Source organism: Prevotella sp. P6B4 (assembly GCF_000619985.1).
Taxonomy (GTDB): domain Bacteria; phylum Bacteroidota; class Bacteroidia; order Bacteroidales; family Bacteroidaceae; genus Prevotella.
On record NZ_JHVE01000004.1, the window covers coordinates 43,289 to 59,569 of the forward strand.

General features: G+C 43.1%; 11 protein-coding genes. 2 read left to right on the forward strand and 9 right to left on the reverse strand.

What is annotated here, in order from left to right:
- Position 1: 1 nt before the first annotated feature.
- The 5 genes from metG to T491_RS0103575 form a co-directional block, all read right to left on the reverse strand.
- The gene (gene metG / locus T491_RS0103555) at positions 2-2,068 is read right to left on the reverse strand and encodes a methionine--tRNA ligase (protein ID WP_028902661.1); all 2,067 of its coding nucleotides are present in this window, start codon (positions 2,066-2,068) and stop codon (positions 2-4) included.
- Between the two features lie 102 nt (positions 2,069-2,170).
- Entirely contained in the window at positions 2,171-3,055 is an 885-nt protein-coding gene (locus tag T491_RS0103560) for a hypothetical protein (RefSeq protein ID WP_028902662.1), read from the reverse strand.
- A 12-nt stretch (positions 3,056-3,067) separates the two neighbouring features.
- A complete protein-coding gene (locus T491_RS0103565) occupies positions 3,068-3,514 on the reverse strand; it encodes a DUF6108 family protein (RefSeq protein ID WP_155950011.1) in 447 nt (148 codons plus the stop codon).
- 7 nt (positions 3,515-3,521) lie between these two features.
- Positions 3,522-4,199, reverse strand: coding sequence for an RNA polymerase sigma factor (locus T491_RS15585; RefSeq protein ID WP_051522949.1), 678 nt, complete (start codon positions 4,197-4,199; stop codon positions 3,522-3,524).
- 75 nt (positions 4,200-4,274) lie between these two features.
- Complete coding sequence (locus T491_RS0103575; protein WP_028902664.1) at positions 4,275-4,805, reverse strand: RNA methyltransferase; 531 nt, start codon at positions 4,803-4,805, stop codon at positions 4,275-4,277.
- A gap of 411 nt (positions 4,806-5,216) precedes the next feature.
- Between T491_RS0103575 and nadA the strand changes: the two genes are divergently transcribed.
- Positions 5,217-6,164 (forward strand): quinolinate synthase NadA, encoded by a 948-nt coding sequence (gene nadA, locus T491_RS0103580; RefSeq protein ID WP_033147458.1) that lies wholly within the window; start codon positions 5,217-5,219, stop codon positions 6,162-6,164.
- Positions 6,165-7,269: 1,105 nt separating this feature from the next.
- Here the strand turns inward: nadA and T491_RS0103585 are convergent.
- The 4 genes from T491_RS0103585 to T491_RS0103600 form a co-directional block, all read right to left on the reverse strand.
- Positions 7,270-9,189, reverse strand: coding sequence for a two-component regulator propeller domain-containing protein (locus T491_RS0103585; RefSeq protein ID WP_028902666.1), 1,920 nt, complete (start codon positions 9,187-9,189; stop codon positions 7,270-7,272).
- A 1-nt stretch (position 9,190) separates the two neighbouring features.
- Positions 9,191-10,711, reverse strand: coding sequence for a non-canonical purine NTP diphosphatase (locus tag T491_RS18165; RefSeq protein ID WP_081773226.1), 1,521 nt, complete (start codon positions 10,709-10,711; stop codon positions 9,191-9,193).
- Complete coding sequence (gene leuS / locus T491_RS0103595) at positions 10,711-13,530, reverse strand: leucine--tRNA ligase (RefSeq protein WP_028902667.1); 2,820 nt, start codon at positions 13,528-13,530, stop codon at positions 10,711-10,713. Before leuS ends, T491_RS18165 begins: the two co-directional genes overlap by 1 nt.
- A 101-nt stretch (positions 13,531-13,631) precedes the next feature.
- The gene (locus tag T491_RS0103600; RefSeq protein WP_028902668.1) at positions 13,632-14,621 is read right to left on the reverse strand and encodes a DUF3667 domain-containing protein; all 990 of its coding nucleotides are present in this window, start codon (positions 14,619-14,621) and stop codon (positions 13,632-13,634) included.
- Between the two features lie 162 nt (positions 14,622-14,783).
- Between T491_RS0103600 and T491_RS0103605 the strand changes: the two genes are divergently transcribed.
- The gene (locus T491_RS0103605) at positions 14,784-16,280 is read left to right on the forward strand and encodes an L-fucose/L-arabinose isomerase family protein (RefSeq protein WP_028902669.1); all 1,497 of its coding nucleotides are present in this window, start codon (positions 14,784-14,786) and stop codon (positions 16,278-16,280) included.
- The last annotated feature ends 1 nt before the right edge of the window (position 16,281 follow it).

Consider the following 16,281-nt stretch of genomic DNA (forward strand, 5'->3'; position numbering starts at 1 on the left):
ATTATCCTACCTGACTACCAGGCTTTACGTCCTTTGTTGTGGTTACTACACTCAGACTCTCATCGGCATCAACGGCAGAGAGAATCATACCCTGACTCTCGATACCCATCATGGTACGTGGAGCAAAGTTGGCTACAAAGAGGATACGTTTACCTATCAATTCCTCTGGCTTCTCGTAGAAAGCAGCAATACCAGAGCAGATGGTGCGATCAACGCCAGAACCATCGTCGATGGTGAACTGCAGGAGCTTCTTACTCTTCTTCACCTTCTGACAATCCTTCACCAGACCAACACGGATATCAAGCTTCTCGAACTCCTCAAAGCTAACGGTATCCTTGATAGGAGCGGCCTTGTAGGCGGCAGCCTCGTTGGCCTTCTTGGTAGCTTCAAGCTTGTCGAGCTGCTTCTGAATCACCTCGTCCTCAATCTTCTCGAACAGCAGAGCAGGCTCGCCCAGCTGATGACCAGCCTCCAAGAGGTCGGTACTTCCCAGCTGCTCCCACTCGAAGTTGCTGATGTTTAGCATCTCGCGGAGCTTCTTACTGCTGAATGGCAGGAATGGCTCGAAGGCGATAGCCAGGTTGGCTGTGAGCTGCAAGCAGATATTCAGGATAGTCTCACAACGCTTGGGGTCAGTCTTCCAAACCTTCCAAGGCTCGCACTCTGTGATATAGCGGTTACCAATACGAGCCAGGTTCATAGCCTCGAACTGGGCATCGCGGAACTTGAACTGCTCCAGCAGAGCCTCAACCTTAGCCTTTACATCCTTAAACTCCTCAAGAGCCTGCTTATCAACATCCTGCAAATCGCCACAAGCAGGAACTACACCGTTCCAGTACTTCTTAGTGAGCTGGAGGGCACGATTTACGAAGTTACCGTAAACAGCAACCAACTCATTGTTATTGCGATCCTGGAAATCCTTCCAAGTAAAGTTATTATCCTTTGTCTCAGGCGCATTGGCTGTCAGTACATAGCGCAATACATCCTGCTTGCCAGGCATATCAACCAGATACTCGTGGAGCCATACAGCCCAGTTACGAGAGGTTGAAATCTTATCGTTCTCAAGGTTCAGGAACTCGTTGGCTGGTACGTTATCAGGCATGATATACTTGCCGTGAGCCTTCATCATCACAGGGAAGATGATGCAGTGGAACACGATGTTGTCCTTACCGATGAAATGCACCAGACGGGTATCCTCGTCCTGCCACCACTTCTCCCAGTTTCCCCACTTCTCAGGCTCCTTCTCGCAGAGCTCCTTGGTGTTCGACACATAGCCGATAGGCGCATCGAACCATACATAGAGTACTTTACCCTCAGCATCCTTTACAGGTACGGGGATACCCCAATCCAAGTCGCGAGTCATAGCACGTGGCTGCAGATCCATATCCAACCAGCTCTTGCACTGTCCATATACGTTTGGACGCCACTCTTTGTGCTCCTCCAGGATCCACTGCTTCAACCAATCCTGATACTCGTTCAAAGGCAGATACCAGTTCTTGGTCTTCTTCAGTACAGGAGTAGAACCTGAGATAGTTGACTTTGGATTAATCAGCTCAGTTGGAGAAAGGTCGCGTCCGCACTTCTCACACTGGTCGCCATAGGCACCTTCGTTGTGGCAGTGTGGGCACTCACCAGTTACATAACGGTCGGCCAGGAACTGCTTAGCCTCCTCGTCGTACAGCTGCTCAGTTGTCTCCTCAGTCAGCTTACCCTCGTCGTAGAGTTTCTTAAACCACTCTGCAGCAAACTTATGATGCGTCTCAGAGGTGGTACGGCTATAGATATCGAATGAGATACCAAACTCCTCGAACGAATCCTTAATCATCTTATGATAGCGGTCAACTACATCCTGAGGAGTGATACCCTCTTTGCGGGCACGAACGGTAATGGGCACACCATGCTCATCACTTCCGCCGATGAACAATACCTCGCGCTTCTTCAAGCGAAGATAACGCACATAGATATCAGCAGGTACATATACACCAGCCAGGTGTCCGATATGTACGCCACCATTAGCATATGGGAGCGCCGACGTCACCGTCGTACGCTTGTAAGTCTTGTTTTCCATTTCCTTAAATACGTATTTATTATTTTGGCTGCAAAATTACGAAAAATCCCACAGAAAACAAAACTTCTGTGGGATTTCTTTGTTATTATTACCTAAAGAGTATCAGAAATATACACCAAACGATACTGGGTGGAAATTAATACCATCGCCATAAGTAGAATTGAGGATGGTCATAGGCGAGTATTTAGCATAGATGCTCACCCAGTTATGGATACTTACCTCACCCATGATATCAACTGTGATAGGACGCTGATGAATCTGCTTATACACATCCTTATGCTTATTACCATCAGCATCGCGATATTTGTTCTTAATGCTGGCATAGGTATTGAAATTGATGACAGGACCTAAGCCGAAAGTCATTTTCTTGGTACGATATTTCCACATCATAGGAATCTGCAGACTGAACACCTTTATACGTGAGAAATCGGGCTCATATCCTACACGATAATTCTGCTCTGACAGCATGCCATCATTGGCTTTATAAAAATACTGACGACCATCGATACGGAAATTACGCCAATCAACACCAAAGCCTACTGAGAAACCATTGTGCTGTCCGTACTTATATTTCTCCCATTCCATAATAGTCCACATAATTTCCCATGAACTACCTATCGACTGCGAGCTATTGTATTTTGCATTAGCACCATAGGTAAGACCAACAGCCAGACGCATACTGGCATTATTTGATTTCAACGGATAACCAGTACCTCTGCTATGTTTCTTTACAAAATCAAAGTTCCAGGTATCTTTATTGATACTTGTCTCACTCACATAGTTAGAGTCAACCAACAGAATTTTACTTTCGTAAGTATACTTATCATCATTCTCACGTCCATAAACCTTCACTTTCTGGATGGAATCGCCAGTAATGATGCGCACCTTCTGAGGTTTCAGGATAGTCAGCGTGTCGTTATCGGTAACTGTGGTTGCATTAACTGTGGCTGATATAGCCATAAGTAATAGAATAAATAGCTTTTTCATATCGTTATACCTTTATTTAATTAATTCTCGTAATGTATCCAGCGAATTGAGCGTACCTTCCATATAGATAACCGTAACTTCATCGTTACTACGCTTGTAGCACAGAAAACGGTTGTGGTTACCCTCTTTGGATAGCTGTAGCATCAGGGTTTCTTTTGAACGGCTCTTGGTACTGGAGTAGTTCTCTGAATAAATATTGTTAGGATGCTTTTTCTTATCGAGTTCTATCAGATCATGCACACGAGTGATCTCCTGTTTGTTGTTGGTCTGAAAGCGCACACTGCGGAATAAGGTAAGCTGATATTTGGAGAGCATCTTACCTTTTACTCGTGTTTCAACCATTCGCTGCTGAGGAATAATCTTCCCAGCAAAGAGCGGTTCTATGTTCAGCCCACTCTGTGCCTTGGCTGTAAGCAGCATCGAAAAACACGCCATGAAAATCATCAGTACTCGTTTCATATCTCTACTAATTGCTAAATAAATCGTTCAACTGTTGTTCTATCTCATTCTGAGTATTATCCTCAGTCATCTCCCCCATCGTTCGCTTCATCTCAGCCATCACCGTCTGCTGATCGGTATATTTCTTACCATATACATAAGCCACACACTCATCGCTGCTTTCAACTTTCAGCAGATGAACAGTCATCATCGAAATACCTATCAGCAACGATGCAGCAGCGAATATAGCTATCAAACGTTGACGAACTACTGATCTGGCACGACTTAGTGTTTTTCTGACAGCTACTTCAGAAGAACCAAGCACGATGGCAATCTCCTTGGTTTTCATACCCTGAAGGTGATGCATACGAAGAATAGTTCTCTGTGTTGAAGGCAATGTATCAATAACCTTCAACAACTGATCTATCTGCTCACCATCATCACTGAAATCTTCTTCACAGGCTATTTGTGAAATATTGACTACAGGTTGCTTTTTACGAAGATAATCGATACAGAGGTTACGAGTAACCATGTTAGCAAAACCAGTTATAGGCGATACCAACTGTTCACGCATCAGCCAGAGTTTTATCATCGTATCCTGTACGATGTCCTCAGCTTCATCAGTGTTGCCCAGATATCTCTGAGCTATACTGATCAGTTGAAGCCTCAGCCCTTCTGCCTGTTGTTGGAACTCCTCTGTTGTCATTCTTTTTTATTTGTTGCTTTTTTCCTTATATACGCAGAATGTTTAGAATTGTGACATCAAAGCAACAACTTTTTTTCAAAGAATGATGTTTTTAGCAAAATGCCAGATAATGATACCACCTGTCACTGATACATTCATGGAGTGTTTGGTACCAAACTGAGGTATCTCTAAACAACCATCCGAAGCATCGATGACTTCCTGATGCACACCTTTTACCTCGTTGCCTAACACTACGGCATACTTCTTATTATTAATAGGTGTGAAGTTCTGTAGCATGGTTGAACCATGAGCTTGTTCAACAGAATAAACTTCATAGCCTTCAGCCTTTAATGTCTCAACTGCCTCAAGTGCCGTATCGAAATATTTCCAAGCTACACTATCCTCAGCACCAAGAGCAGTCTTATGAATCTCTGCCATTGGAGGTGTACTGGTAATACCACAAAGATAAACCGCCTCGATACGGAAAGCATCACCCGTACGGAAAACACTACCCACATTATGCATCGAGCGCACATCATCCAGCACCACAATCAGTGGTAACTTATCTGCCTGTTTAAATTCGTCAACAGACAGACGTTCCATTTCTATTGTACGTAACTTCTTCATTCTGCCTGCAAAGTTAATATTTAGAAAACAATCTACCAAATAATTGTGGAAAAACCTGTTGATAAGTGTGTGGATAACGTTACTAATAACTTGTTAATTACCCTATCCTCCCTCCTATTTGAGGATATCCACAGGTTTATTATACCCTTTTTCGTAAGATTTCCACAGTTTTTTGCTGAAATAAATAATAAACTTATTAATTTTGCACCAAAATTGGAAATTGTGGATAAGTATGCTTAGTGGTTCATTATCAGAGAGAAAGAATTAGTCATGTATGTTGAAAAGCCAAAATACTGATTGGATAAGTAAACTTGCAAGAAAATCATCGAAAAGTTATCAAGATATTCACGGCATATCATACTACTTATTCTATTTTTTTTAATAAAAGATAAAAAGAAAAATAAATATTATATGGTGTTGAAAACAGAGGAGCTGAAAGCTGAAATTCGTAAGTTATGTAAGGAGAAGGATGCTATCATTCTTGCTCACTATTATACAATAGGTGATATTCAGGATATCGCCGACTTTGTAGGTGATTCATTGGCATTGGCACGTAAGGCTGCTGAGACTGATGCTAAAGTAATGGTGATGTGTGGTGTTCATTTTATGGCAGAGACATGTAAACTGTTATCACCGGATAAGATGGTTCTTTGTCCTGATCTGAATGCAGGTTGTTCATTGGCTGATAGCTGTAAGGCTGAAGACTTGAAGAAGTTCAAGGATGAGCATCCTGGTTATCAGGTTATCAGTTATGTTAACACTACTGCAGCTGTGAAAGCATTGACTGATGTGGTAGTGACCAGTGGTAATGCCAAGAAGGTTGTTGATCAGTTGCCAAAGGATGCTAAACTGATATTTGGTCCAGATTATAATCTTGGTAATTACATTAATGAGGTAACAGGCCGACAGATGTTGCTTTGGAATGGTGGTTGTCATGTACACGAACGTTTCTCTGTATCAAAGATCCTGGAACTGAAGAAACAGTATCCTGATGCAGTTGTGATGGCTCACTTGGAATGTAAGGCTCCAGTTTTGGCTGTAGCTGAAGTAAAGGGATCAACTGCTACGATGTTGAACTATGCTCAGCAGAGTGATAAGAAACAGTTTATTGTGGCCACAGAGGCTGGTATTCTGCACGAGATGCAACGTACTTGTCCTGATAAGGAATTTATCCCTGTTCCACCAGAAATAAGCGAAAGCGGCTTGGAATGCAGCTGTAACGAGTGTAATTATATGAAGTTGAATACACTTGAAAAGGTTTATAACTGTTTGAAGAACGAAAATCCTCAAATCGAGGTAGATCCTGAGATAGCTCAAAAGGCCGTTAAGCCCATTGAAAGAATGCTTGAGTTGAGCTAAAGCTTATGATATGATAAAGAATATATTGAGACAGCATATTGGTGATATAGCGCTATTCATGTATTCAGTTATAAATATGTTGTTTATTCTGAAATATGGATTACGTTTTCTTCCATTGTCTCAATGTATTCTTTTAATTATTTTTTATTTCGTTTGTATTGTCTCCATAAAGCACTTTGTTCAGAAAATTGAAAAGGGGTATAGTATTGTATGGTCTATTCTTTCAGTTCTGTTTGTTTCGTTAATAGTCATACAATGCTATATAGATCCCTACCAGATACAAGTAGACAGATGGTCGGCCATACATAATTTTATTAAGTATTTGTTTGATGGTCTTTATCCGTATGCTGCTCAGACGCATTTAGGCGGTTATGGATCACCTTTTCCTGTGTGGCAACTGTTCCATATACCTTTTTATATATTAGGTAACGTAGGACTTTCCATTGCCTTTGTAAGTGTATTGTTTACGTATGCTGTCTATACTGCTTTTGATATTAAAACAGCATGTTTAGCACTATTATTCTTATTACTCTCGCCAGCATACGTTTATGAGGTGTTGACAAGAAGTGATATGCTGACCAATTTTCTTTTAGTGTGTGCTGTGGTCATACTATTACAGAAACATCATATCTTACTATCTGAGCATTGGTTGTCATTGGCTGTCATGTGTGGATTCATAATGAGTACTCGTTTCAGTGCCATTATCCCATTGATAGTTTACTTTTTTAATGATTATATTCACTCTAAATGGCTTGTCAGATTACTATTCCCATTTATTGTATTAACGGTATTTGCCCTTACTTTTCTACCATTTTTATTATGGAATAGTGATATGCTGTTATTCTTCGAATACAATCCATTCGTTTTACAGTCGCGTCAAGGTCATCTATCCGACTTTATTATTTTTATCCCGTTAGGCATCTATTATTCCCTAACGTGGAATAAAAATATGATGAGATATATGTTTAATGTGGCTATTATCCTGATATTACTGGTTGTTGTCACCTTTGTACATAACATGTATTTGAATGACAACTGGAACGAATTATTCGATTCGGCTTACGATATTACCTATCTGGATATGTCGTTGCCTTTCTTGATATTATTAATGAATGATGGCTATCTTGCAAACCGTTCCTCGTTTACCATCGCTGGTAGCGGTAGTAACCATATAAATGCCCGAAGCTACCTTTCTTCCTTTTTGGTCGCGTCCATCCCAGGTATAGCTACCACCGTTACTATGTCCTTCGTTTACTAACGCTCCGTTCGACGACAGAATCTTCACATCAGCGTTAAATGATAGTCCAGTAATGGTTATCAATCCTGTATAATCGGGTTCTACAGGATTAGGATAGGCTATAACATTACTGGATGTCATTTCTTCCTGATTAGTTTCTGTAGCATCGCTTATATAGGAACATAATCCTTGATCAGTGGCAAAGAATACCTCGCCAGACTTCTGATTAATGGTGATAGCATAAACAACGTTTGAAATGAGCGGACTGTTGTTTGTGGTGAAGTGTTGTATCTGCTGCAGATTATCAGCACTGATCAGATAAACGCCATCACCATTGGTGGCAAACCATTTACGGTTGGCACCATCGATAGCGATAGAGGTGATATCAAGGCCTGCCAACAGATAATCGGCATAATTTGTACCATCGTTACGAGGTACTTTCACTTGTGTATAGACAGGATTATTTTGTTCTATTTGCGATGATTCAAGCATGAGTGGTCCATTACTCGTGCCTAACCACATATTGCCGTCTTTATCTTCAGTCAGGCATCTTATACCATAATTGATTTGGAATGTACTGCCGTCTTGATTTACGAATTTAGTATATTCCTTCGATTGATTATTATTAATATCATATCGATAGATGGCTGGTGTATCATAATGGTCATGAGCAAACCATAGATAACCTTTTGAATCGAAGAATAGATTGCGGGCGTTTCCTAATATATTATTAGGTGACAAGGCGCTACCATAAGTATTGAAAAGACTGAAATCTTTCTTTTCCCATGAGCCATCCTGATTTAATGCCAGGAGTTTATTATAGGTATTCAGACTCTGAATCATCCACAGTTTACCATCTTTATCAAACTGTAGTGCATTGACTATCACATAGTCTTTATTGAGATCATCCTGAAAAGTGGATTTTAGTTCACTGTTATCTATATTGTATGCTTTAATGAACTGTCCATTCTGAAACTCATAGAGTCCTGTTCGTCCAGCGGCAAACACGTGTTTGTTGTCTGTAGGATCAATATCGATACAGTCAATATCTACATATGCATGTTGTGTAGATGCTTTTAAATTGTCATCGAATATCTGCCAATCGTGGTTCAGATCCATTACCTGAATGGTTCCAGGGCGTTGTAAATCTTCCAAAGGCTGATATAATCCACCACAAGTATAGAGTTTATTGTTATAGAACTTCATTTCATAGAAATAGTTATACTTGGGGCCGCCAGGTTTCAGGGTTGATACAATAGAATAATAGCTATCGTAATCATCCTTGTAAGGTTGCAGAGTGCTTGGATATTCTGGATGGTTCTTGGTGTAGGTGTCAGATATCTCAGCCTTCTGCATATTTACCTTTATAATAGCAAAGCTGGTGGTGAGATAGGCATAGACACCATCAATACTGATAGCTGTTACCGTTTTATCCTCAGTCATCGACTTGGTGTAGAGCGCTGAGATATTGATGACATCTCCATTGATATCTATCAGATCGATGTTGGAGTCCTTGTAAACTGCTATCAGGCGCTTGGCTTTCTGATTCCAGGCAATGTGGGTGATAAATGTATCATTCAGTCCGTTAGCCTTATCATAGGTGGTGATACTCTGGTCGTCCAGATTATACTGATACAACCCGTTTGAGGCTAATACAAATAACTGGTTATCGGCCTTACAGATCTGCTGGACATCATAGTATGCCAGGTAGTTGCGCCATGTACCAATCTGCGCTATAGCCAGAAAGCAATAGCATACAGAAAATACGATGGCGAACAACCTTTTCATACTATTTCTTTAATAGATAATCTGCGAGTTTCGCAACGGCTCTTGCTCTGTGACTGATATTATTCTTGATATCCAATCCCAACTCTGCAAAAGTCTTATCGTAACCATCGGGTTGGAATATGGGATCATATCCAAAGCCTTCGCCACCTCGTTTTGCTTGTGTGATAGCACCGTTTACAATACCATCAAAGGTCCTGACTTTTCCATCAATGATCAACGCAATGACGGTACGGAAGCGTGCTTTACGATTATCGATGTTATTAAGTTCAGAAAGCAGTTTTTTCATGTTTGCCTCTGAGTCGTGCCCTTCTCCTCCTGCATATCTGGCGCTATATACACCAGGTGCTCCTCCAAGCGCATCTACCTCCAGACCTGTATCATCGGCAAAGCAGTTCACGTGATACTTTTCGTACACCCACTGAGCCTTGATAAGTGCATTATCTTTCAGTGTCTGTCCTTTTTCTGGGATGTCGTCAAAACAGCCGATATCCTTGAGTGAGAGTATTTCGAACTTATTACCAAGAATCTTTCTAACCTCGCTGAGTTTATTCAGATTATTGGTGGCAAATACTATTTTCATCTTTTTCTTTTCTTCGATATTCTTGATTTTAACCTTCATCTCATCGAAGCCTTCGCCATATACACCGATAACGCTCGACTGCGATACAAAGGCGTTGGGGTCGATCATCTTGATGAGACGGAAGATATATACACTCTCGTTCTTTCTGGCCAGGATACAAAGTACTTTTACTTGTTTTCCTGTGTACCAGCCGTGACCGTCCAGAATGGTTACACCATGCTTGGTTTCGGTACCGATAGCGTTGGCTATCTCCTGCCATTTACGAGTGAAAATCATGAACTGTACCGACTGGCGACGGGCATTCATCACATAGTCGAGTGTATAATTCTCCATAGCCATCACGCAGAAACCGAACATCACCTTATGGGCACGTTCGAGATAAGTGCCGAACTGCGGGAAGAACATACACGAGCCGATGATACAGAAGTCGGCAGCAATCAGTACGTTACCCAACGATACGGCAGGATGGTACTTATTGACTGATGCAGCTATGATATCGGTACCACCAGTGGAACCATTATGCAAGAATACGGTAGCCAGTGCGATACCTGTAATCACACATCCGATAATCATCGACATAAAGTCCTGCCCCTCGCCCATGAGCTTAAACGGTAAGCCGTTTTCCTGCTTTGGAATAATATCCTGCGCAAACTTCAGCATGAAGTAAAGCGTAAAAATGGCAAAAATGGTCTTCATCAGGAATTTTAAGCCTAATATCTTTAAGGCAACCAACAGCAGAATGCCGTTGATGATGATATAGGTGTTCTCCAGATGGAAACCTGTGGCGTAGTAAATAATAGCTGATAAACCAGTTACGCCTCCAGCCACAATCTGATAGGGCATCAGGAATACAGTGAAGGCGATGGTATAAAGAAGTAGGCCAAGGGCTATAAACATATAGTCCTTGACCTCATCCCATATAATCTTATGATCGATAGTCATTATTTCTTCAGAACAATGTTCACCATACGCTTAGGGACGATGATAACCTTAACGATCTGGAAACCTTCGAGGTATTTCTGAGCACGCTCATCGGCGAGTACAGCTTCCTCGATGGTTTTATTATCGGCATCAGCTGCAAACTGCATATCGAAACGTGTCTTACCATTAAAAGCTACGCCCAGTTTCACCTGACTTTCAACGAGATACTGCTCATCCCATTTAGGCCACTGAGCATCGCATACACTACCCTGCTCGCCCAGTGTCTCCCAGAGTTCCTCTGCGATATGAGGAGCAAATGGGGCAATGAGTACAACAAGTGTCTTCAGCAGTTCCTTGTTCTTGCACTTCTGCTGGCCCAGCTCGTTTACGCAGATCATAAAGGCTGAGATAGAGGTGTTATAGCTGAAGGTCTCGATATCCTGGGTTACCTTCTTAATCAGCTTGTGTACACTCTTCAAGCTCTCTGGTGTTGCCTCACCATCGAGACCGTTCTGATAGAGGTTCCAGAACTTCTTCAGGAAGCGGTGGCAGCCATCGATACCATTGGTATCCCAAGGCTTACTCTGCTCAACAGGACCCAGGAACATTTCGTAGAGGCGCAGGGTATCAGCACCATACTTCTCGACAATCATGTCGGGGTTAACCACATTGAACATCGACTTCGACATCTTCTCTACAGCCCAGCCACAGATGTATTTTCCATCTTCGAGGATGAACTCAGCGTTATTGTACTCTGGGCGCCAAGCCTTGAAGGCCTCGATGTCGAGCACATCAGCTGACACGATGTTTACATCCACGTGAATAGGTGTGGTATCCTTATAGTTACCTCTCAGGTTCAGGCTCACGAACTTACCCTTATCGGCACCCTCGTCCTCAACACGGTAAACGAAGTTAGAGCGGCCCTGAATCATACCCTGGTTAACCAGTTTCTTGAATGGCTCGTCCTCGCAGCTGTAACCAGAATCGAAGAGGAACTTATTCCAGAAACGAGAGTAGATCAGGTGACCTGTAGCGTGCTCTGTACCACCTACGTAGAGGTCGACGTTGCGCCAGTATTCATCAGCCTCGCGACCTACGAGAGCATTCTCATTCTTGGGGTCCATATAGCGCAGGTAGTAGGCTGAAGAACCAGCGAAACCAGGCATGGTGTTCAGCTCGAGTGGGAACACGGTCTTATTGTCGATTTTGTCCTTCGATACCACCTTGTTGGTCTTGGTATCCCATGCCCACATCTTAGCGCGTCCCAATGGTGGCTCACCCGTCTCTGTAGGCTTATACTCGCTGATTTCGGGCAACTGCAAGGGCAGGCACTCCTTTGGAATCATATAAGGCATGTCGTCCTTATAGTAAACAGGGAATGGCTCACCCCAGTAGCGCTGACGAGAGAAGATGGCGTCGCGCAAGCGGTAGTTCACCTTGACACGTCCCAAGCCCTGCTCAGTAACGTATTTCTTGGTGGCAGCGATGGCCTCCTTAACAGTCAGGCCATTCAAGCTGAACTTAGCTGATGATGAGTTGCAAACAATACCCTCCTTGGCATCATAACTCTCCTCGCTTACATCAGCACCCTCAATCAATGGGATGATGGGCAGGTTGAAGTGCTTGGCAAAGGCATAGTCACGACTATCGTGAGCAGGTACGGCCATGATAGCACCAGTACCATAACCAGCCAGTACATATTCTGAAATCCAGATGGGGATTTTTTCGTCAGTAAATGGATTGATGGCGTAGCTACCCGAGAACACACCTGTTACCTTGTGGTCCATCTGGCGCTCACGCTCTGTGCGCTTCTTTACATAAGTCAGGTACTCATCAACAGCAGCCTTCTGATCGGCAGTTGTCAGTTCAGCTACGAGATCTGATTCTGGAGCCAGTACCATGAAGGTTACACCAAACATAGTATCAGCACGAGTAGTAAAGATGGTGAAGTGCTTGTCAGAGTCGGCTACGTTGAATTCAACTTCAGTACCCTCAGAGCGTCCAATCCAGTTGCGCTGGGTTTCCTTCAGCGAGTCAGTCCAGTCGATATCCTCCAGACCGTCGAGCAGACGCTGGGCATAAGCTGATACACGCAGACACCACTGGCGCATCTTCTTCTGTTCTACAGGATAGCCACCACGCTCTGATACACCGTTGATTACCTCATCGTTAGCCAGTACAGTACCAAGGGCAGGACACCAGTTAACCATTGTTTCAGCCAGGTAGGCTATACGATAGTTCATCAGCACTTCCTGTTTTTTCTTCTCTGAGAAAGCGTTCCATTCGGCAGCAGTGAAGTGCAGTTCTTCTGTACCAAGGGCGTTACAGTTCTCGGTACCCATCAGTTCGAAGTGCTCAATCAGCTTGATGGTTGGCTGAGCCTTATGCGATGAGGTAGAGTAATAGCTCTTGAACATGCGCTGGAAAGCCCACTGTGTCCACTTGTAATAGATGGGATCACAGGTGCGGACCTCACGCTCCCAGTCGAAAGAGAAACCAATCTTATCCAACTGCTCGCGATAGCGGTCGATATTAGCGAATGTGGTCTTTTCAGGATGCTGACCAGTCTGGATGGCATACTGTTCTGCAGGCAGTCCGTAAGCATCGTATCCCATGGGGTTCAGTACGTTGAAACCCTGCAGACGCTTGTAACGAGCGTAGATATCACTGGCAATATAGCCAAGTGGGTGACCTACGTGCAAACCTGCTCCTGATGGGTAGGGGAACATGTTCAGTACATAGAATTTTTTCTTGTTCTTGTCTTCCACCACACGATAGGTTCCATTCTCAACCCATCGCTTCTGCCATTTCTGTTCGATGTCTCTGAAATTGTAATCCATTGTATCTTTTATATTATTTTTGTTTCCGTACATTATTAATGTGGGTGCAAAGTTACAAATTAGTAAGCAGAACACCAAGAGAAAACCCCAAAAATTATATACTAAAGTATATATTCAAGGTATAGCCAACCTAAACCGACAATTATAGATATCAGTATAATAGCCGCTATGATAAGAATTGCAAAAGATGCACACACCTTGAATAGAGTTTTAGAATAACTATATCCGTATAACTGCTTAAGTGGTATGATGCTCAATGCAGAGGCGAATATACCTACAGAACTATTACCTGGTAGGAAAAATCCTCCTATAATATCGATAATTGTCATCATATTTGTAATGTAAACCATCGATACAAAGAACTCTGAATAGCGTACATCAGGAAATCTTTTATTTTTTCTAAAGAAGAAATACATAGGGCCCGAAAGTACTAACAGCAAAAGGAAATTTACTAATGTTTTGTTATCCATAACCCAGTTTGTAAAATTCTTTAAAGTTTCAAAGAATTTTAAGCTGTATTCTCTTCCTTTTAGTTCAAAATTGTCGCTATTTTCGTATTTTTTAAAAGGTATTTTTTTACCGTTTATGTTTATGGTGTCATTGATGGCCACTTCACTAAAAGACTTTTTGTCTATCTTGTCTTCTTGGTCTTCCTTTACTGAATCGTTATAGCTTTTATTAAAATGTTCCACTTTCTTCTTTATGGTATTCTCCATTCTGATGTTTAAACCAGAACTAACCAGTACAGATAAAGCTATAGCAAGGAAGAACATCTTGAAAGGAGGGAAATACGCCATCTGCATACCGTTCAGATAGTCGCGAATCATATAGCCAGGACGCAGCAGCAAATCGCGAATGGTGCGGAACATGCCTCGATTACCCAGTCCCCAGACATCCAGAAACAACAGAAAAGCCGTCTTGAACGAGTAACGACCGATGACAGCTTTCTGTCCGCATCGTGGGCAGAAGTTGCCATGAAATTCTGTTTGGCAAGTGGCGCACACATGCTTCTCGGCAGTCATTTTTTTAACCTCGTGAGGTCTTACCTGCCACGCCTTAAACTTTTCGTATTTCTCTCTTAACTGTTCCATTACGTTTGCAAAGGTAACAAAAAATGTTTTAAATGTATCATCCATATATTAGAATTGTATAATCCGCTGTTATTTTTTCTAAATTTCTTGGTTGTTTCAATATTAAATTATAATTTTGTGGCTTGAAACGAAATTTATTACATTAATAACTTAATTACAAAAATGAACAACGTACCTAAGATTAAAGTAGGAATCGTCGCTGTATCTCGCGACTGTTTCCCCGAGTCATTGGCTGTTAACCGTCGTAAGGCTGTTATCGCTAAGTATGAAGAGAAGTTTGGTAAGGACGGCATCTACGAGTGTCCTATCTGTATCGTTGAGAGTGAGATCCACGCTCAGCAGGCCCTTGAGGACGTAAAGAAGGCTGGATGTAACGCCCTCTGCGTATACCTTGGTAACTTTGGTCCTGAGATTTCTGAGACTATGATTGCTGACTGGTTCCAGGGTCCAACCATGTTCTGCGCTGCTGCTGAGGAGACTCAGAACGACCTGATCGACGGTCGTGGTGATGCTTACTGCGGTATGCTGAACGCCAGCCAGGCTCTGAGCCTGCGTAAGACTCGCGCTTATATCCCTGAGGAGCCCGTTGGCGACGCTGCTCAGTGTGCTGAGATGATTCACGAGTTCCTGCCTATCGCTCGCGCTATCGTTGGTCTGCAGAACCTGAAGATCATCAGCTTCGGTCCTCGTCCAAACAATTTCCTGGCTTGTAACGCTCCTATCCGCGCTCTGTATGATCTCGATGTTGAGATCGAGGAGAACTCAGAGCTCGACCTGCTCGAGGCTTTCCAGAAGCATCAGGGCGACCCACGTATCGACGCTGTTGTAGCTGATATGGCTAAGGAGCTCGGTGCTGGTAACAAGATTCCTTCAGTTCTGCCTAAGCTCGCTCAGTACGAGCTCACTCTGACTGACTGGATCGAGGGTCACAAGGGTTCTCGCCAGTTCGTAGCTATGGCTAACAAGTGCTGGCCTGCTTTCCAGACCATGTTCGGTTTCGTTCCTTGCTACGTTAACAGCCGTCTTACAAGCCGTGGTATCCCCGTAGCTTGCGAGGTAGATATCTATGGTGCTCTGTCAGAGTACATCGGAACATGTATCACCGAGGATGCCGTTACACTGCTCGACATCAACAACTCTGTACCTCAGGATATGTACGAGGAGAGCATCAAGGGCAAGAAGTTCGAGTGCGACACCTACACAGAGAAGGAAATCTTCATGGGCTTCCACTGTGGTAACACCGCTTCTTCTAAGGTTTGCAACTGCCAGATGTGCTTCCAGCGCATTATGGCCCGCGCTCTGCCAGTAGAGGTTACTAACGGTACTCTCGAGGGTGACCTGAAGCCTGGTAAGGCTACTGTATATCGTCTGCAGTCTACGGCTGATACTAAGCTCCGCGCTTATATCGCTCAGGGCGAGATCCTGCCAGTAGCTACACGCTCATTCGGTTCTATCGGTACCTTCGGTATCAAGAACATGAGCCGCTTCTATCGTCACGTCCTCATTGAGAAGCACTACCCACACCACGCTGCCGTTATGTTCGAGCACGCTGGTAAGTACCTGTGGGAGGTTCTCAAGTACATGGGTATCCCCGTTGAGGAGATCGACTACAACTTCCCCAAGGGCGATTACTACCCAACAGAGAATCCATTCGCATAAG